This is a genomic window from Streptomyces sp. 1-11 (assembly GCF_007176755.1).
In the GTDB taxonomy this organism is placed as follows: Bacteria; Actinomycetota; Actinomycetes; order Streptomycetales; family Streptomycetaceae; genus Streptomyces.
In genome coordinates, this window is record NZ_BJTV01000009.1 from 14,139 (window position 1) to 32,362 (window position 18,224).

The 18,224-nt window shown below is 73.8% G+C and carries 16 protein-coding genes; 9 read left to right on the forward strand and 7 right to left on the reverse strand.

Annotated elements, in window-relative coordinates; translation table 11 throughout:
• The first annotated feature begins 148 nt into the window (after positions 1-148).
• From TNCT1_RS20110 to TNCT1_RS20125, 4 genes are all read left to right on the forward strand, one after another.
• Positions 149-799 (forward strand): TetR/AcrR family transcriptional regulator, encoded by a 651-nt coding sequence (locus TNCT1_RS20110; RefSeq protein ID WP_143634073.1) that lies wholly within the window; start codon positions 149-151, stop codon positions 797-799.
• Positions 800-918: 119 nt separating this feature from the next.
• On the forward strand, positions 919-1,299 hold the full coding sequence (locus TNCT1_RS20115; RefSeq protein WP_143634076.1) for a hypothetical protein: 381 nt from the start codon (positions 919-921) through the stop codon (positions 1,297-1,299).
• On the forward strand, positions 1,296-1,763 hold the full coding sequence (locus tag TNCT1_RS20120) for a peroxiredoxin (RefSeq protein ID WP_143634078.1): 468 nt from the start codon (positions 1,296-1,298) through the stop codon (positions 1,761-1,763). Before TNCT1_RS20115 ends, TNCT1_RS20120 begins: the two co-directional genes overlap by 4 nt.
• A gap of 54 nt (positions 1,764-1,817) precedes the next feature.
• A complete protein-coding gene (locus TNCT1_RS20125) occupies positions 1,818-4,154 on the forward strand; it encodes a SpoIIE family protein phosphatase (protein ID WP_143634082.1) in 2,337 nt (778 codons plus the stop codon).
• Here TNCT1_RS20125 and TNCT1_RS20130 read toward each other — a convergent pair whose 3' ends face one another.
• The 3 genes from TNCT1_RS20130 to TNCT1_RS20140 all read right to left on the reverse strand — a co-directional run bounded on the left by TNCT1_RS20130 (position 4,155) and on the right by TNCT1_RS20140 (position 6,269).
• Positions 4,155-4,589 (reverse strand): cupin domain-containing protein, encoded by a 435-nt coding sequence (locus TNCT1_RS20130; RefSeq protein ID WP_143634084.1) that lies wholly within the window; start codon positions 4,587-4,589, stop codon positions 4,155-4,157.
• A 94-nt stretch (positions 4,590-4,683) separates the two neighbouring features.
• On the reverse strand, positions 4,684-5,346 hold the full coding sequence (locus tag TNCT1_RS20135) for a DNA polymerase ligase N-terminal domain-containing protein (RefSeq protein ID WP_143634087.1): 663 nt from the start codon (positions 5,344-5,346) through the stop codon (positions 4,684-4,686).
• A 59-nt stretch (positions 5,347-5,405) separates the two neighbouring features.
• Positions 5,406-6,269, reverse strand: a complete 864-nt coding sequence (locus TNCT1_RS20140) for an oxidoreductase (protein ID WP_143634091.1) — start codon at positions 6,267-6,269, stop codon at positions 5,406-5,408.
• A 146-nt stretch (positions 6,270-6,415) separates the two neighbouring features.
• Here TNCT1_RS20140 and TNCT1_RS20145 point away from each other — a divergent pair, with 146 nt between their 5' ends.
• The gene (locus TNCT1_RS20145) at positions 6,416-7,291 is read left to right on the forward strand and encodes a helix-turn-helix domain-containing protein (protein ID WP_143634094.1); all 876 of its coding nucleotides are present in this window, start codon (positions 6,416-6,418) and stop codon (positions 7,289-7,291) included.
• A 143-nt stretch (positions 7,292-7,434) separates the two neighbouring features.
• Positions 7,435-8,418 carry a TauD/TfdA family dioxygenase gene (locus TNCT1_RS20150; protein WP_143634096.1) on the forward strand — a complete coding sequence of 328 codons (984 nt, stop codon included), beginning with the start codon at positions 7,435-7,437 and terminating at the stop codon, positions 8,416-8,418.
• 51 nt (positions 8,419-8,469) lie between these two features.
• Here TNCT1_RS20150 and TNCT1_RS20155 read toward each other — a convergent pair whose 3' ends face one another.
• Positions 8,470-9,972 carry a metallophosphoesterase gene (locus TNCT1_RS20155; RefSeq protein WP_143634098.1) on the reverse strand — a complete coding sequence of 501 codons (1,503 nt, stop codon included), beginning with the start codon at positions 9,970-9,972 and terminating at the stop codon, positions 8,470-8,472.
• Between the two features lie 406 nt (positions 9,973-10,378).
• On the opposite strand from TNCT1_RS20155, the gene TNCT1_RS20160 reads away from it, so the two are divergent.
• Positions 10,379-12,742 carry a M4 family metallopeptidase gene (locus tag TNCT1_RS20160; RefSeq protein WP_373920489.1) on the forward strand — a complete coding sequence of 788 codons (2,364 nt, stop codon included), beginning with the start codon at positions 10,379-10,381 and terminating at the stop codon, positions 12,740-12,742.
• A 59-nt stretch (positions 12,743-12,801) separates the two neighbouring features.
• On the opposite strand, the gene TNCT1_RS20165 is transcribed toward TNCT1_RS20160, so the two are convergent.
• The 3 genes from TNCT1_RS20165 to TNCT1_RS20175 form a co-directional block, all read right to left on the reverse strand.
• Complete coding sequence (locus TNCT1_RS20165; RefSeq protein WP_143634580.1) at positions 12,802-13,947, reverse strand: glycoside hydrolase family 64 protein; 1,146 nt, start codon at positions 13,945-13,947, stop codon at positions 12,802-12,804.
• 204 nt (positions 13,948-14,151) lie between these two features.
• A complete protein-coding gene (locus TNCT1_RS20170; protein ID WP_143634103.1) occupies positions 14,152-14,907 on the reverse strand; it encodes a dienelactone hydrolase family protein in 756 nt (251 codons plus the stop codon).
• Positions 14,908-15,015: 108 nt separating this feature from the next.
• On the reverse strand, positions 15,016-15,636 hold the full coding sequence (locus tag TNCT1_RS20175) for an L-threonylcarbamoyladenylate synthase (protein ID WP_174266367.1): 621 nt from the start codon (positions 15,634-15,636) through the stop codon (positions 15,016-15,018).
• 120 nt (positions 15,637-15,756) lie between these two features.
• Between TNCT1_RS20175 and TNCT1_RS20180 the strand changes: the two genes are divergently transcribed.
• On the forward strand, positions 15,757-16,230 hold the full coding sequence (locus TNCT1_RS20180; protein WP_143634105.1) for a MarR family winged helix-turn-helix transcriptional regulator: 474 nt from the start codon (positions 15,757-15,759) through the stop codon (positions 16,228-16,230).
• 168 nt (positions 16,231-16,398) lie between these two features.
• On the forward strand, positions 16,399-18,012 hold the full coding sequence (locus TNCT1_RS20185) for an MFS transporter (RefSeq protein WP_143634107.1): 1,614 nt from the start codon (positions 16,399-16,401) through the stop codon (positions 18,010-18,012).
• Positions 18,013-18,224: the final 212 nt, after the last annotated feature.

An 18,224-nucleotide genomic window follows, 5' to 3' on the forward strand; every position in this document is an offset into this window, starting at 1 on the left:
GGACCGCCCCGGCGCCGGGTGCGGGGCGGCCGGGCGGGACGGGCCCGTAGGCTTGCCCTGCTGGACCTCGCCGCCCCGGTCGAGGGCCTGGAGCGTGCGCGGGACTGGCGGCTCCAGGGCGGTGCGCAGTCCCGGAGCGGTGGTGAGCATGGCGCGCAGGACGGCCCGTGCGGAGCAGGTGAACGCGACCCGGGAGGCGATCCTGACCGCGGCGGAGCGGCTGTTCGCCGAGCACGGCGTCTACGCCGTCTCCAACCGCCAGGTCAGCGAGGCCGCCGGGCAGGGCAACAACGCGGCGGTCGGCTACCACTTCGGCACCAAGGCCGACCTGGTCCGCGCGGTCGCCCGCAGGCACACCGCACGCATCGAGGCGCTGCAGGAGCGGGCGCTGTCCGCCGCCGCCGGCTCCACCGACGTACGCGACTGGGTCGACTGCCTGGTGCGCCCGGTGACCGGTCACCTGGCCGAACTGGGCAGTCCCACCTGGTACGCCCGGTTCTGCGCGCAGGTGATGACCGACCCGGCGCTGCACGAGATCCTGGTCGAGGAGTCCCTGGCCTCGCCCGCGCTGCGCCAGGCCGTCGAGGGCCTGAACCGCACGCTGCCCGAGCTGCCGGCCGAGGTCCGCGCCGAGCGCGGCCAGATGGTCCGCCTCCTGCTGCTGCACACCTGCGCCGAACAGGAACGCGCCGTCGCCGAGGGCACTCCGACCGCGCGCGCCACCTGGGGCGAGGTCGCCACCGGCCTCGCCGACGCCATCGTCGGCCTCTGGCTCGCTCCCGTCACCCGGGTCCGCTGACCCCCGGACGTCCGGCGGACATCCGGGGTGGCGCTTTCGTCCGTGCCGCCCGCCCGAAGCGGCCCCGACCGTGACTACTGTCGAGTAATATCCGGCGGCAGGCCACCAGAGGAGGAACCGTGCCCCGGTCCGAACGCTCACCCCTGCTGCTCGCCGGCCTGCTGGCCGCGGCGGGGGTCGCCCACTTCGCCGCGCCCCGCCAGTTCGACCACCTCGTCCCCCGGGCGCTGCCCGGCTCGCCCCGGGCCTGGACGTACGGCAGCGGGGCCGTGGAGCTGGCCCTGGCGGCCGGTGTCGCCACGCGCCGCACGCGCCCCCTGGCCGCGAGGGCCGCCGCCGCCTTCTTCGTCGGGGTGTTCCCCGCCAACGTGAAGATGGCCGTGGACTGGCGGCACCGGCCCGCGCCGCAGCGCAACGCGGCCCTGGCCCGGCTGCCGCTGCAGGTGCCCCTGGTGCTGTGGGCTCGCGGCGTGGCCCGCGGCGGGGAGGTGCGGTCGTGACGGGACGTGTCGAGGTGGGCGACAAGGTCGAGGACTTCGCGCTGCCGGACGAGACCGGCGCCGTGCGCAGCCTCGACGAACTGCTGGCCGAGGGCCCGGTCGTGCTGTTCTTCTACCCCGCGGCCCTGACGCCCGGCTGCACCGCCGAGGCCTGCCACTTCCGCGATCTCGCCGCCGAGTTCGCGGCCGTCGGCGCCCGCTCGGTCGGGATCAGCGGCGACAGCGTCGAACGCCAGCAGGAGTTCGCCGGCCGGCACACCCTCGGCATGCCGCTGCTGTCGGACGCCGACGGCGCGGTGCGCGACCGGTTCGGGGTGCGCCGGGGCTTCACCCTCGCGCCGACCAAGCGGGTCACCTTCGTGATCGGCCGGGACCGCACGGTCCTGGAGGTGGTGCGCAGCGAACTGCGCATGAACACCCACGCCGACCGGGCTCTGGCGGTGCTGCGGACCACCGGGGGCTGAGCCGGGCCGCTGCCGCGCTTGATGGACCGGAGCTTTCGGATCATCCTGGGGCATATGGAGCGAGCCGCGGCCGCTGTGGTCATCGACGCCCAGGGCAGGGTGACCGGGTGGAGCCAGGGCGCGCGGCTGCTCACGGGCCGTGCGGCGGACGAGGTCGTCGGCCGGCCGGTGGCCGAGCTGCTCGCCGGGGAACCGCCCGGCGGCGTCCTCGCCGCCGGGTCCGGCACCGTCACCCTGCGCCACCGCGAGGGCCACCCGGTCGAGGTGGCCGTGACCGTCTGCCGGATCCTCGGCGCCGACGGCGCGCCGGCCGGGCACGTGATCACCGCGGGCCGGTCCCCGCAGAGCCCGGTGCTGGTCGGCGAGGCCTTCCGGCAGGCCTCCGTGGCGATGTCGGTCCTCGACCTCGAACAGCGTTACCTGTACGTCAACGCCGACGCCTGCCGGCTGATGGGCACCCCCGAGGAGTCTCTGGTCGGCCGCCTCTACGCGGACACGGCGGAGGACGGCGAGCACGCCCGGGGCTTCCTGCGTCACCTGCGCGAGGTGGCCGAGACCGGCCGGCCGGTGCGCTACGAGAGCTTCACCGCGGCCTCCGCCGTGCCCGGCGCGCACGCCCTGAGCATCGAGATGTGGCCGCTGCGCGACGGGTCGGGCACGCCGACCGCGGTGGCCCTGGCCGCCTTCGACAGCAGCGAGCAGTACTGGGCCCGGCGCCGCCTCGCCCTGCTCAACGAGGCCGCCACCCGCATCGGCACCACACTGGACGTGGTCCGCACGGCCGAGGAGCTGATCGAGCTCCTGGTCCCGCAGTACGCCGACTTCGCCACCGTCGACCTGCTGGACTGGGTCCTCGGCGCGCACGAGCCGCCGGCGGCCCCCGGGAGCGCCACCGAACTGCGGCGCGTGGCCCACCGCTCGGTCGTGGAGGGCAACCGGGGCGCGGCGCTGCAGCCGGGGGAGTCGGAGGAGTACCGCCCGTCGACCCCGCCGGCCGTCGCGCTCCGCGAGGGCCGGCCGGTACTGGCCCAGGCCGGCGAGCCGGCGTTCGACCAGTGGCTCGCGGACCGCGACGCGCGCTCCCCGGAGGGCCGGCGCCACCGCGAGGGCGTCCACTCGATGATCGCGGTGCCGCTGCGCGCCCGGGGCATCACCCTCGGCGCCGCGGTCTGCGTGCGCAAGTACCACCCGGACGCCTACGTCCCCGACGACGCCGTCTTCGCCGAGGAGCTCGCCAGCCGGGCGGCCGTCTGCGTCGACAACGCCCGCCGCTTCGCCCGCGAGCGCGACACCGCCCACGCCCTCCAGCACAGCCTGCTGCCGAGCGGGCTGCCGGGCCAGGCCGCGGTCGAGGTGGCCCACCGGTACCTGCCGTGCGGATCGCTGGCCGGCATCGGCGGCGACTGGTTCGACGTGATCCCGCTCTCCGGCAGCCGGGTCGGACTGGTCGTCGGCGACGTCGTCGGCCACGGCATCCAGTCCTCCGCGACCATGGGCCGGCTGCGCACGGCGGTGCGGACCCTCGCCGACGTCGACCTGCCCCCGGACGAGCTGCTCACCCACCTGGACGACCTGGTCAGCCATCTGGCCACCGGCGGCACCGGCGAGGAGGCCGCCGAGCTCGGCGCCACCTGCCTCTACGCCGTCTACGACCCCGTCTCCCGCCGGCTCAGCCTGGCTGCGGCCGGCCACCCGGCCCCGGCCGTCCTCCTGCCGGGCGGCGCCGCCGAGTTCGTGCCCATGAGCGCCGGACCGCCCCTCGGGGTCGGCGGGCTGCCCTTCGAGGCGACGGAACTGCAGCTCCCCGAGGGCTCGGTCGTCGCCCTCTACACCGACGGCCTGGTCGAGGACCGCGACCGGGACGTGGACCGCGCCACCGAGGAACTGCGCCGCGCCCTCGGCGCACCGGCCGGCTCCCTGGAGGCTCTCAGCGACGACGTCCTCAAGGCGGTCATGCCCGAGCAGCCCGCCGACGACGTCGCCCTGCTCCTGGTCCGCACCCGTGCCCTGGGCGCCGACCGGGTGGCCACCTGGGACGTCCCGTCCGACCCGGCAGCGGTGGCCGCCTTCCGGCAGGCGGCCACCGAACGGCTGACGGCCTGGGGCCTGGAGGAGATCGCGTTCGTCACCGAACTCGTCGTCAGCGAGCTGGTCACCAACGCCATCCGCTACGGCGAACCCCCCGTCCAGCTCCGCCTGATCCGGGACGGCGCGCTCATCTGCGAGGTGTCCGACGCCAGTTCCACCTCACCGCACCTGCGCCGGGCGCACGCCTACGACGAGGGCGGCCGCGGACTGCTGCTGGTCGCCCAGCTCACCCAGCGCTGGGGCAGCAGGCAGACGGGCAGCGGCAAGACCATCTGGGCGCAGCAGTCGCTGCCCGCCGGCTGATCACCCGAAGGAGCAGCCCGGGTTCGGCGCGTCCTCGGAGAACGGGGCGTCGTGCGGCAGCACGTAGAGCACATCCAGGACGACCGGGGTGGTGCCGAGGTTGCGGCCTATGTGGACGTGGTCGGGACCGGCCGGCTCCTGGATCGCCGCGCCCTTGCGGTACACGCCGTCCGAGGCGCAGCCGGAGTCGAAGTGGCTGAGGGTGCCCTGCTTCACGACGCCGTACAGCGGACCGTCGTGGTAGTGCCAGCCGGTGCCCTGGCCGGGCGGGACGGTGATCTCGCGCAGGGTGTAGTCGGTGCCGCCGACCGTCGTCCGGGCGAGGGTACGGGCCGTCACCCCGGGGCCCGGCGGGGTGGCCCCCGCGGCGGGGCAGGCGAGGAACGCGGCGGCGGTCACCACGCCGACGAGGGCGGTGCGAAGTACCTTGCGCATACGGGAGCCTCCAGGTTCGCGAGCGGTTGCCGACCGCGAACCTAGAGGCATCAGCCGGGTGTTGGGGGCGGAACCAGGTGATCCGGTCAACCTGTCACCTCCCGTCGGCGTCGGCGTCGGCGTCGGCGTCGGCGTCGGCGTCGGCGTGGGCGTGGGCGTGGGCGTCGGCGGCGACCTGGGCCAGGGTGCGCCCGGTGCGCACCGAGCGGGCCCGCCGCGGATCGGGGGTGCCGTGCCCCTCCGGCCGCGCGGGGCCCTTGCGCACCAGCAGCCAGGACTCCTCCTCGTCCGGGCCGCCGCGGAACCGGGTGAGGGCCCACTCGCCGTGCAGCTTGGCCCCGTCGAGCCGGAACGTGGCGTGCCCGCGCTCCAGCGACTCGGCGAAGTCCAGCGGACGCCCCCGGCGGTCGTGGCTGAGCGGCTCGTACGTGCCGTGCTCCCACACGATCACCGTGCCCCCGCCGTACTCGCCCTTCGGGATCACGCCCTCGAAGTCCTCGTACTCCAGCGGATGGTCCTCGGTGGGCACGGCCAGCCGTCTGTCCCCGGGGTCCGTCGACGGCCCCTTGGGCACCGACCACGACTTCAGCACGTCCCCCACCTGGAGCCGGAAGTCGAAGTGCATGCGGCGAGCGTCGTGGATCTGCGCCACGAAGCGCGGCCGCTCGCCCGCGTCCGCCGCCCCGCCGGACGGCTCGCGGGTCCGTTCGAAGTCGCGTCTGCCGCGGTAGGTCCGCAGCCGGTCCTCCGTCGTCACCCGGTGCTCCTTCCGCCGGTCCGCCCCGCCGGGCCCCGGGTACCCCGCCGGGGCCCCGCTCAGCCCGCGATGCGGTCCAGCTCCGCGACCGCGTCCCCGGGCAGCGTCAGGCCGGCGGCGGCGATGTTCTCGCGCAGGTGGTCCGGGGACGAGGTGCCGGGGATGAGCGCGATGTTCGGCGAGCGGCCGAGCAGCCAGGCGAGGGCCACCTGCTGCGGCGACGCGCCGAGCCGCGCGGCGACCCGGGACAGCGTGCCGGACTGCAGCTGGGTGAACCCGCCCAGCGGGAAGTACGGCACGAAGGCGATGTTCTCCGCCGCCGTGCGCTCCACCAGCGCGTCGTCCTGCCGCTGGGCCAGGTTGTACAGGTTCTGCACGCTCACCACGGGCGCGATCGCCCGCGCCTCCTCCAGTTGGGCGAGGGACGCGGCGCTGAGTCCCAGGTGCCGGATCAGGCCCTGCTGCCGCAGCTCCGCCAGCGCGCCGAACATCTCGGCCACCGGTTCCTCGTTCGGGCTGTCCACGTCGCCGAGCCGCAGGTTGACCACGTCCAGCGTCTCCAGCCCCAGATGCCGCAGGTTGTCGTGCACCTGCGCCCTGAGGTCCGCCGGATGCCGGGACATGATCCAGGCGCCGTCCGCGCCGCGCCGCGCGCCGACCTTGGTCACTATGCGCAGGGCGTCCGGGTAAGGGTGCAGCGCCTCCCGGATGATCTCGTTGACCACGACCGGCCCGTAGAAGTCGGCGGTGTCGATGTGGGTGACGCCCGCCTCCACCGCGGCGCGCAGCACCGCGACCGCCCGGCCCCGGTCCCGCGGCGGGCCGAAGACGTGCGGTCCGGCCAGTTGCATGGCTCCGTAGCCCATCCGGGTCAGGGTCAGACCGTCCGCGGGGGTGACGGTGCCGCCGAGCTGTGCGGTCATGTCGTGCCTCTCGTGCCGTTCGACGAGCCGCCCCTCCGGCGGCTCCCCTCCACCCTGCGCCCGGCCCGCCCGGCACGGCAGTGCCCCCGCGTTCCTGGGAGTGACAGGGCCAGTCACCGCGGCGGACGCCGCCGTACGGTGGTGCCATGGACGGTACGAACGCGCTCGGCGAGTTCCTGCGGGCCCGCCGGGGACAGGTCCGCCCGCAGGACGTGGGCCTGCCGGGATCGGGACTGCGCCGGGTGCCGGGGCTGCGCCGCGAGGAGGTCGCGATGCTCTCCGGCATCAGCTCCGACTATTACCTCCGCCTCGAACAGGGCCGCGACCGCAACCCCTCCGCGCAGGTCCTCCAGGCCATCGCCGGGGTGCTGCGGCTGGACGCCGACGCCACCTCCTACCTCCTGTCGCTGACCCGGGACCGGCCCCGCGACGCCCGGCCCGGGGCGCGCACCGGGCCGGCCCGCCCCCGGGAGGAGGCGCCGGCCGGTCTGCTGCGGCTCATCGACGGCTGGCCGCGCAACCCCGCCTACATCCAGAACCGCTACACCGACTGCCTCGCCGCCAACGCCCTCGCCACGGCCCTCACGCCCAGCTACCGGCCGGGCGTCAACCTGCTGCGGGCGGTCTTCCTCGACCCCGCGGAGCGCGCGCTGCGCCGGGACTGGGACGAGCTCACCGTGGAGGGCGTCGCCGCGCTGCGGGCGTACGCGGGCCCCGAGTCCGACGACCCCCGGCTGCGCGACCTGGTCGGCGACCTCTCCCTGCGCAGCGAGAGGTTCCGCACGCTGTGGGCCCGGCACGAGGTGCGGCCCCGGCGCGGCCGGCTGAGCAGACTGAGCCACCCGCAGGTCGGCGACCTGGACCTGCACTCGGAGAAGCTGACCGCGGACGGCACCGGCGGACTCACCCTGGTGGTCTTCCACGCCGAGCCCGGCAGCCGCAGCGCCGAGCTGCTGGACATCCTCGGCAGCCTGGCCGCGCCCCGCCCGGACACGGCGCGGGCACCCGCCGAGGAGCCGTAGCCCGGGGGAGGGACATGCGGCCGTGGCGGGGGCAGCCCGGTGGACCGGCCCGGCGAGGCCGGCGGCACGGGCCGCTCGCGGCGGACGGGGCCCGGGTGCAACGATCGGTCTCGGAGCCGGTTCGCACGACCAACGGAGCGCGCATGACGACGCACAGGCCCACGCCGGAGCACACCGGGCAGGAGGAGCGCACCGGGGACGTGCGGGTGCGCCCGGTCGCCGGGCACATCGGCGCGGAGATCACCGGCGTGGATCTCGCCGGTCCGCTGGACGACGCGGTGGTCGCCTCGATCCGGGCGGCGGTGCTGCGCTGGAAGGTGGTGTTCTTCCGGGGGCAGGAGCTGGACCACGCCGCACACGTGGCCTTCGCCCGCCGGTTCGGCGAGCCGGTCGTCCTCGGCCGGCGGGGCAGCGCCTCCCCGGCGGGCTTCCCCGAGGTGGAGACCACCGCCGACCGGCTGGAGCTGGGCGGGCGCTTCGGCATGGAGCACGAGGAGTGGCTGCGGCGGCGCCGGCACAGCCTGCTGCGCGGCTGGCACTGCGACCACGGCGCCCGTGTCGACCCGCCGGCCGCGACCGTCCTGCGCGCCGAGACCGTACCGCCGTACGGCGGCGACACCACCTGGGCCAATCTGGCCGCCGCCTACGCCGGGCTCTCGGCACCGGTACGCGCCTTCGTGGACGGGTTGCGCGCCGAGCACCGGCTCGGCGTCGGCTACCAGCCGCGGCCCGGCGACGACGCCTACCTCCGTCACCTGCTGGACCATCAGGTCGCCTCCGTCCACCCGCTGGTGCGGGTGCACCCGGAGACGGGAGAGCGGGTGCTGTACGTCAACGGCTACTACCTGGAGCAGATCGCCGGGGTGTCCCGGCCGGAGAGCGCGGCCCTGCTGGAGATGCTGCTGGAGCAGGCGGTGCGCCCCGAGTACACGGTCCGCTTCCGCTGGGAGCCCGGGAGCGTCGCCTTCTGGGACAACCGGGCCACCATCCACCTGGCCCCGGGCGACAGCGCCCATCTCGGGCACCCCAGGATCATGCACCGGGTGATGCTCGCGGGCGACGTCCCGGTGGGCGTGGACGGCAGGCCCTCGGAGCCGATCACCGGTACGCAGGCGGGCCGCTGGTGAGCCGCTGGTGAGCCGGGGGCCGGCCACCCGGCGGGCGCCGGTCCCCGGCGCTCACGTCAGCGGGATCGTCGTCTCGTCCTCGACCGGCGGGTCGAGTTCCTGGGCGCGGTTGCCGGTCGCGGCGAAGCAGCGCAGCCGCACCGCCTCCGGGGTCACGTCCAGGCGCAGGAAGGACTTGAAGAACGGCGGGTCGTAGGTGACCGAACCCGGCGAGAAGAGCTGGGTGTAGAGCTTGCGCACGGGCAGCCGGAACCGGGCGGCGCGGTCGGGCCGGCGCCCCGCGCCCAGCAGGCTCGCGACCAGCCGCACCCGCCGGGTGACCCGGGCGTCCGGGCCGGGCGCCCGGGCGGGCTCGATGCCGAGCCGCTCGGCCACGACCGCGGTCGCCTGGTCCTCGGTGAGGGTGAAGAAGCGGCGCAGCCGCAGCCGCCGGGCGTACACCCCGCTGTAGAAGGCCAGCGAGTCGCCGCGCAGGGGGTAGCAGCGGAACTCCCGCTCGGTGACGTTCGCCACCGACACCCGGGGGATGGTGTGCGTGGCGTGCATGAACGCGCCCCCGCCGCCCGAGACCACGTACTGGACGGTGCGGCCGTCCACGTCGACCGGATAGCGCTGGTAGTTGTGGATGTCACCGCCGATCGCGGCCACGTAGTGGTGCTCCGGGTCGCGCACGACGTCGTCGACCGTGCCGCCGCCCTCGATGGCGCACGGGTGATGCTCGCCGTCCACGTACAGCGGGGAGCCGGTGATCAGGATCTTGGGCTTCGGTCCCCGGGACACCTCCCGCAGCCACGCGCCCTGCTCGGCGTCGATCGTGCCCAGCAGTCCGGTGTCGATGCCGACGATCCGCACCGGCCCGGCGTCGATCGCCCAGTACGGCCCCGGCTGAACGGCCCGCTGCGCCGGCGCCGACCGCAGCGCCCTCGCCTCGGCCAGACGTCGGCCGTCCGCCGGGCGCGCCCGGTGCCAGAGCAGGGTGCGCCACCAGGCGCGGGTGAGCGGGCGGGGCCGCGGTGCGGGCGGCAGCGGGGGAGCGTCGGCGCAGAAGACCCGCATGAACGCGCCGAGGTCCTCGTACCAGTCGTGGTTGCCCGGTACCGCGTAGATGGGCGCGGGATAGTCCTCGTACGGCCGGAAGAACTTGACGCCGTAGTCGTCGGCGCTGCCGACGGGGTAGATGACGTCGCTCGCGATCACCGCGAACTCCGTGTCCCGGCCGGCCTCGAGCAGGCCGGGGACGGTGGCGTACTGGGAGGCGCCGCCCTCGCCGGTGTCCCCGAGGACCAGGAAGGAGAAGCGGTCCGGCACGTCCCGCCGCACCACCTTGTCCGCGGGCGCCCCGGCCGCCTCCTGCTCGGCCACCAGGCGGCCGCGGGTGCGGCCGGTCGGGTCGCCGAACCACGACGCGAGCACCCCGTTGCGGGCGGCCCACAGGACCCGCGGGTCGAGCCAGGACAGCTTCTCCACATGAGCGGGCATCAGCCGCCGGTAGACGCCGGGTTCGGACGGGCCCCAGCCGGCGCCCCGGGCGGTATCGCGTGAGGATTCAGACACGCGGTGCACCGTAACAACGGTGCCGTGCATGGCCGGAGGGTGGGCCCCGGCGTCAAGTGCTGGTAAAATCAGAGGACTTCGCCGTCCGGTGCTGCCGAGCCGCGTCGACCGGGCCCTGCGCCGAACCATGCGCCGGCCCGGCGCGGCCGGAGCATCCGTCCCGCCCTGCCGTCGCAGGGGTCAGGGTAGGGAAAACCCTCGAATTGCCTCTGCCGCTGCTGACATGCGCGAGTCAAGGCTGTCATTCTCCCCCAGCACGCAGTCGGTTTCGCGTGAACGCTCCATGCTTCCCCACACAGTTGAGCTCGTCCCGGACAGCACACCCGTCTGCCCGGGTCTCACCGGCCGCTACCCGGCGGCCGCAGCAGGAGGAAATCGAGTGAGTCGTCTTCCCCACAGACGGGCCTTGGCCGGAGCCGCACTGGTCTCCACCGCGGCCTTCCTCGCCGTCGGCATCCAGTCGGTGCCGGCCGCAGCCAAGCCCTCCGCCCCCCACGCCGGCCACCTGCGCACCGGCGGTCTGGAGGCCAAGCTCTCCCCGGCCCAGCACGCCGCGCTGATCAAGAGCGCCCAGCAGAGGACCGCCACGACCGCGCGCTCCCTCGGCCTCGGCGCCAAGGAGAAGCTGGTCGTCAAGGATGTCGTCAAGGACAACGACGGCACCGTGCACACGCGTTACGAGCGGACCTACGCCGGGCTGCCCGTCCTCGGCGGCGACCTCGTGGTGCACACCCCGCCGGCCTCCGTGGCCAAGGGCACGGTGAGCACCACCTTCAACAGCAAGCGCACGGTCAAGGTCGCCTCCACCACCGCGACCTTCGCCAAGTCCGCCGCCGAGACCAAGGCCCTGAAGACCGCCAAGGCCCTCGACGCGAAGCAGCCCGCCGCCGACAGCGCCCGCAAGGTGATCTGGGCCGGCGACGGCACCCCGAAGCTCGCCTGGGAGACGGTGGTCAGCGGCCTCCAGGACGACGGCACGCCCAGCCGGCTGCACGTCATCACCGACGCCGCCACCGGCAAGGAGCTGAGCCGCTACCAGGCCATCGAGACCGGTACCGGCAACACCCAGTACAGCGGCTCGGTCAGCCTCAGCACCACGCTGTCGGGCTCGACGTACCAGCTCTACGACACCACGCGCGGCGGCCACAAGACGTACACGCTCAACGGCGGGACGTCCGGCACCGGCACCCTGATGACGGACTCGGACGACGTCTGGGGCAACGGCTCGGGCTCCAACACCCAGACCGCCGCCGCCGACGCCGCCTACGGCGCCCAGGAGACCTGGGACTTCTACAAGAACACCTTCGGCCGCAGCGGCATCCGCAACGACGGTGTCGCCGCCTACAGCCGGGTCCACTACAGCAGCGGCTACGTCAACGCCTTCTGGGACGACAGCTGCTTCTGCATGACCTACGGCGACGGCACGTCCAACACCCACGCGCTGACGTCGCTGGACGTGGCCGGCCACGAGATGAGCCACGGTGTCACCTCCAACACCGCGGGCCTCAACTACAGCGGCGAGTCCGGCGGTCTGAACGAGGCGACCTCCGACATCTTCGGCACGGGCGTGGAGTTCTACGCGAACAACTCCACCGACGTCGGCGACTACCTCATCGGCGAGAAGATCGACATCAACGGCGACGGCAGCCCGCTGCGCTACATGGACAAGCCCAGCAAGGACGGCGGCTCCGCCGACAGCTGGTACTCCGGCGTCGGCAACCTGGACGTGCACTACTCCTCGGGCCCCGCGAACCACATGTTCTACCTGCTGTCCGAGGGCAGCGGCACCAAGGTCATCAACGGCGTCACCTACAACAGCCCGACCTCGGACGGCGTCGCCGTCGCCGGCATCGGCCGCGCCAAGGCGCTGCAGATCTGGTACAAGGCGCTGACCACGTACATGACGTCGAGCACCAACTACGCCGGCGCCCGCACCGCCGCCCTGAACGCGGCCGCCTCGCTGTACGGCACCAACTCCGCCGAGTACGCCGGGGTGGGCAACGCCTTCGCCGGCATCAACGTCGGCAGCCACATCAACCCGCCGAGCAGCGGCGTGACGGTCACCAACCCGGGCAGCCAGAGCGCCACCGTCGGCACCGCGGTCAGCCTGCAGATCCAGGCGAGCAGCACCAACAGCGGCGCCCTCACCTACAGCGCCACCGGCCTGCCGGCCGGCCTGTCGATCAACAGCTCGACCGGTCTGATCTCCGGCACGCCCACCACCGCGGGCTCCTCCAGCACCACGGTGACGGTGAAGGACTCCACCGGCGCGACCGGCACGGCGACCTTCGGCTGGACGGTCAGCACCACCGGCGGCGGCTGCTCCTCGTCCCAGCTGCTGGCCAACCCGGGCTTCGAGTCGGGCAGCACCGGCTGGACGGCGACGAGCGGCGCCATCACCAACGACACCGGTGAGGCCGCCCACGGCGGTTCGTACAAGGCCTGGCTCGACGGCTACGGGTCCTCGCACACCGACACCGTGTCCCAGTCGGTGACGATCCCCGCGGGCTGCAAGGCGACCCTGACCTTCTACCTGCACATCGACACCGCGGAGAGCGGCACCACCGCGTACGACAAGCTGACGGTGACCGCCGGTTCGAAGACCCTCGCGACGTACTCGAACGCCAACGCGGCCTCCGGGTACAGCCAGAAGTCCTTCGACCTGTCCTCGCTGGCGGGCCAGACGGTCACGCTGAAGTTCAACGGCGTCGAGGACTCCTCCCTGCAGACCAGCTTCGTCGTGGACGACACCGCCCTGACGACCGGCTGATCACAGCACACAGCGGTCCCGCACCCCGGAGCTCCTCCGGGGTGCGGGACCGTCCCGCGTCAGCTCAGCGGATCCAGCGTCAGGTACGCCTGCTGCGGACTGCCGTCGTGCACCAGGGACTCCTGGTTGCCGACGTCGTCGAAGGCGAACGCGTACGCCTTGCCGTCGGCCATCTGGGCGTGGACGGCGCGCGCGTACTGGTTGGTCACGCCGTCCTGGTAGAAGTTCGCCGCCGAGGTGTCGGGCTGGCTGGGGTTGCTCAGCAGCGTGGAGCGGTTGAAACCGGCGCACAGCGTGCGGGAGATGGGGCCGCGCACCTGGTCGTTGGGCGCGTCCAGCAGCTTGTGGCAGCCGAAGACGCTGGACGCGTCCGGCTTCTGGAAGCTGGTGACCACGGCGCCGGAGGTGTTGGTGAAGTTCATGACGTTGCCCGACACCCGGCCGAAGTACTTGGTGTTCGGCTGGTCGGTGAAGGGCGTGACGGTCAGCGTCGACGTCGAGTACTTCTGCCACACCCGGTTGACGTAGTCGTCCATCACGTTCGCCGGCAGGGCTCCGGTCTCCACCCCGTACAGCGGGGAGAGCGCGCGCAGCACGGTGCCGTCGGAGCGGGTCTGCACCAGGCCGGACCAGCCGCCCGACTGGCCGCGCAGCGCGTTGAACACCGCGTTGTAGCCGCCGGCCTTCAGGTGGCCGGTGGTGCTCACGCTGCCGTCCGCGCGCTGCACGCCGACCGCGTACGGCGCCGAGAACATGTCCACCTGGGTGCTGTTGAGCCACAGACCGGAGTCGTTCAGCGTGTACTCCGACCAGTTGAACAGGATGTCGCGGTTCGGGTCGGAGGGGTTCTGCACGGCCGGCTGCACCAGGCCGCCGGTGGTCAGCCGGAAGTCGAGCTTCTGGCCGTAGGAGAAGTAGATCCGCCCGGAGAACTTGGGTATCCGGATGGTCTTCGACTGTCCCGGCGCCGGGCCGGTGATCGCCGCGTCCGGCGCCGGGGTCGGCGGGTTGCCGCCGGCGGGCCAGGCGTGGAAGGCGCCGCTCTCGTCGGCCCAGCCCTGCCGTCCCGAGGAGAGCTGGGTGCCGAGGTCGTACACGTACACGGGCCCGGAACGGCCCGAGTTGTTTGTGATCTTCAAGGGGATGGTGTCCGCGACGGCGGCGCCGGCGGGGTCCGGCGTGCCCAGGACGAGCACACCGCCCATCAGGGCCGCCGCGGCCGCCAGGGGCAGCACGGGACGCGTGTAACCGGGGAGCACTCTCCACCTCCGTGTGGGGTCGGGGTGGTACGGGGTTGGTCCGTACCTGTTCTGAGAGCGCTCTCAGAGTTACGGTCGATCACGTGCATGTCAATGACTTGAGCAGGATCCGCCGGGGCGCCCGCGCCGGGGCGGACGCCGCCGGGAACCTCAGAAGGCGCGCTCCAGCAGGGCGAGCAGGGCGGCCCAGTGCCGCTCGTCGGCCTCCCGGTCGTAGGCGGTGGTGTCCGCCTGCGTGTAGCCGTGGCCGGCGCCCGGGTAGACCTCGGAGGTATGCCGTACGCCGGCGGCGGTGAGCGCGTCCGTCAGGCGCCGGATCTGCTCCTCGGGCATGGACCGGTCCTGGTCGGCGTGGCCGAAGTACAGCTCGGCCGTGATGTGTCCGGCGCCCAGGTGCGGGCTGTCCGGGGCGTCGGTGGCGAGCCGCCCGCCGTGGAAGCCGGCCGCGGCCGCGACCCGGTCCGGGTGGGTGGCCGCGGTCCGCAGGGCGAGACGCGCGCCCATGCAGTAGCCCGTCAGCGCCACCGGGCCGTCGGCGACCAGCGGACTGGCGGCGAGCCAGTCCAGGTAGGCGTCCGTGTCCCGCCGGGTCCGGTCCGGGGTGAGGGAGGCCATCACCGGGCCGATCCGCTCCCAGATGGTCGGATCGGCCGCGGTGTCGATGAACTCCGGGACCTCCCCGATCGGGGTGCGGCCGTGCCGGTAGAAGACGTTGGGCACGAGCACCGTGTAGCCGGCGGCCGCGAGCCGGTCGGCCATCGAGCGCAGCCAGGGCCGCAGCCCGTAGGCGTCCTGGTAGAGGAGGACCCCCGGCCGCGGCCGGCCGTCGGCGGGATGGGCGAGATAGGCGTCCGCGACGCCGTCGGCGGTGGGGATGTCGACGTCGGTTCCCTGTACGTCGGTCATGGTGTGGAGCCTCCCGGTGGATCGGCCGGGGGACACAGGTGCCCGCCGGCCACGCGTGCACGCCTCATGCTGCCACGCAAGATCCACCCGGCCGCGCCGGCCCCGCCGTCACTCGAAGCGTGACGTGTCCCCGGCGCCCCGCCGGACGATCTCGGCCTCACCGCCGGAGAAGTCCACCACCGTGGTCGGCTCGGTGCCGCACTCCCCGGAGTCGACCACCGCGTCCACCACGTGGTCGAGCCGGTCCTTGATCTCCCAGCCCTGGGTCATCGGCTCCTCCTCGTCCGGCAGCAGCAGGGTGCTGGACAGCAGCGGCTCGCCCAGCTCGGCCAGCAGGGCCTGGGTGACCACGTGGTCGGGGATGCGCACGCCCACCGTCTTCTTCTTCGGGTGCAGCAGCTTGCGCGGCACCTCGCGGGTGGCCGGGAGGATGAAGGTGTAACTGCCCGGGGTCGACGCCTTGACCGCCCGGAACACGTCGTTGTCGACGCGCACGAACTGGCCGAGCTGCGCGAAGTCCCGGCACATCAGCGTGAAGTGGTGCCGGTCGTCCAGCCGGCGGATCGAACGGATCCGCTCCATGCCGTCCCGGCTGCCGATCTGGCAGCCCAGCGCGTAGCAGGAGTCGGTCGGGTATGCGATGAGCGCCCCCGAGCGCACCGCGTCGACGATCTGGCCGATGCTGCGCGGCTGCGGGTTCTCGGGGTGCACGTCGAAGTACTTCGCCATCCGCCGAGCTTAATGCCCCCGCCCGGATGCCGCGGGCGCGGCCGGGCCGCACCCGCCGTGACGCCCGCACGGCACGGCCCGTTTTGACTTGGGTATGAAGTCATACCTATCTTTCTCCTCATGCCCGGATCCAGCGCGCCCCAGCGGGACGTCGAACGCGTCGCCTCGGCGCTCGCCGACTGCCTGCCGTCGCTGCACCGGGCCCTGGACCGGCTCGTCGCCCGTGACTACGCGCACCCCAAGCCGCCCGAGGGACAGCTCAACCTGCTGCGCTACGTCGCCGAGCACGAGGGAGCCACCGTCCGCGAGGCGGCCGCCGCCCTGCTGATGAAACCCAACAACCTCAGCGCCCTGGTCTCCCAGCTCACCGACCGGGGACTGCTGGAGCGCAGGCAGGACGGCGCCGACCGGCGCGTCGCCCGCCTGCACCTCAGGCCGCTCGCCCGCAGGCGCCTGGCCGAGGTGCGCGCACTGCAGGTCTCCCACCTCACCGAGGGACTGCTGTCGCTGACCGAGGGCGAACTGGACGCCATCGGCTCCGCCCTGGGCTCGCTCGTCTCACTGACGCACCGGCTGCACCCCGCCGCCCACTGACGGCAGGCGCCGCGCCCCCGCGCCCCGTCGCGCCGGGGCCGCCCTCACCCGCCCCGCCGCCGAGTGCGCGCGTACCAGGGGCGCGCCGTCATGGGCGCGGCGGCGGTCCCGCCGACCGCCGACCGCCGCTTCCGTCGTCCTTCCCCCCGTAGCAGACAAGGCTCTCGCATGCCGTCCACCTCCGTGGATCACTCCGCCCTGCCCGCCTCCGGCGAGGCGCCCCCCACCGCCGCCGCCCGGCGCCGGTCCAACCCCTGGCTCACCCTGTGCGCCGTCGCCTTCGGCCTGTTCATGGTCCAGCTCGACGGCTCCGTCGTCGCGATCGCCAACCCCGAGATCGGCCGCCGGCTGCACGCCTCGACCGCCGAGCTGCAGTGGGTGACCAACTCCTACCTGCTCGCCCTCGCCGCCACCCTCATCCTCGGCGGCAAGCTCGGCGACCGGTTCGGCCGGCGCGCCTTCTACCTCGTCGGCGTCGCCGGGTTCGCCCTGGCCTCCGTCGCCATCGGCCTGTCCGGCTCCATCACCGGCGTCGTCGCCTTCCGCGCCCTGCAGGGCGTCTTCGGCGGACTGCTCATGCCCAACACCCTCGGCCTGCTGCGCGCGGTGTTCCCGCCGCGCAGGTTCGCCATGGCGGTGGGCATCTGGGCGATGGTCTCCGCCGTCTCCACGGCGCTCGGCCCGATCGTCGGCGGACTGCTGGTCGAGCACGTGAACTGGCAGTCGGTCTTCTACATCAACCTGCCGATCGGTGTACTCGCCTGCGCCTTCAGCGCGTTCGTGCTGCCCCGCTCGAAGAACTCCACCGGTCACCACCGGTTCGACGTCACCGGGGTCGTCCTGCTCGCGCTCGGCCTGATCGCCGTGGTCTTCGGCGTCGTCAAGGGCGAGACCTGGGGCTGGACGTCCGCGGGCACCTGGGGGGCGGTCCTCGCCGGGGCGCTGGTCCTCGCCGTCTTCGTCCGTGTCGAGACGCGGACCGAGCATCCGCTGCTGCCGATGCGGCTCTTCCGCAGCCGTCCGCTGGCCGTCGGCGCCGTCGTCACCGCGCTCAACTTCTTCGTCATGCTGGGCGGCATCTTCTTCATCATGCTCTACCTGCAGAACGTACGGGGACTGACGCCCGTGCAGGCGGGCGTGCACACGCTGCCGCTGAGCCTCGCCTCGCTCGTCGCCTCCCCGCTGGGGGCCGCCCTGACCCAGCGCTTCGGCGCCCGGCTGTGCATGCCGCTCGGCATGCTGCTCCAGGCCGCCGCCTGCCTCGGCATGCTCACCTGGTCCGGCGACTCCGCCTACGCCACCATGTGGCCGCCGTTCGTCGCCCTCGGCCTCGGCGTGGGCATGGTGATGTCCGCGTCCTCCGACGCGATCGTCGGCAACGCGCCCGTGCGCGACGCCGGGGTGGCCGGCGGACTCCAGGCCACCACCCTGCAGATCGGCGGGGCGCTCGGCACCTCCGTTCTGGTCTCCGTCATCAGCGCCCGGGTGGGCGCCACGCTCCGCACCGAGCTGGCCGGCGCCGGCGTTCCGCAGGCCCTCGCCGGGAAACTGGCCGGGGCGGAGGACGCCGTGGCGATGGGCGTCGCCCCCGTCTCCGGCGGCATGCCGGAGGCGCTGCGGGCGGCCGTGGTGACGGGCAGCGAGCGGGCGTTCATGAACGGGCTGCACACGTCCGCCGTGGCCACCGGGGTGCTCTGCCTGCTGGGCGCCCTCCTCGCGGCGGCCGGGCTGCGTCCGTCACGGGACGCCGGAGGCGTCCACCGGACGCCGGCCGGCGACTGACCGGCCCACACCGGAAGTCCCCTTGAATCGCCGGGTGTAGGACGTGAATCAGGGGGCATGCGAGCGAAGAGCCGCCCGGGGCCTCCCCCCGCCACCGGGCTGCGGCGCCTCCGCCGGCGGTCCATCCCCCCCCGGACCGCCGGCGGAGCCATGTCCCCGGCACCGCCGGCGGCGCGAATCGGCCAATCGGGTAACGTCCACGTCCGAAACCC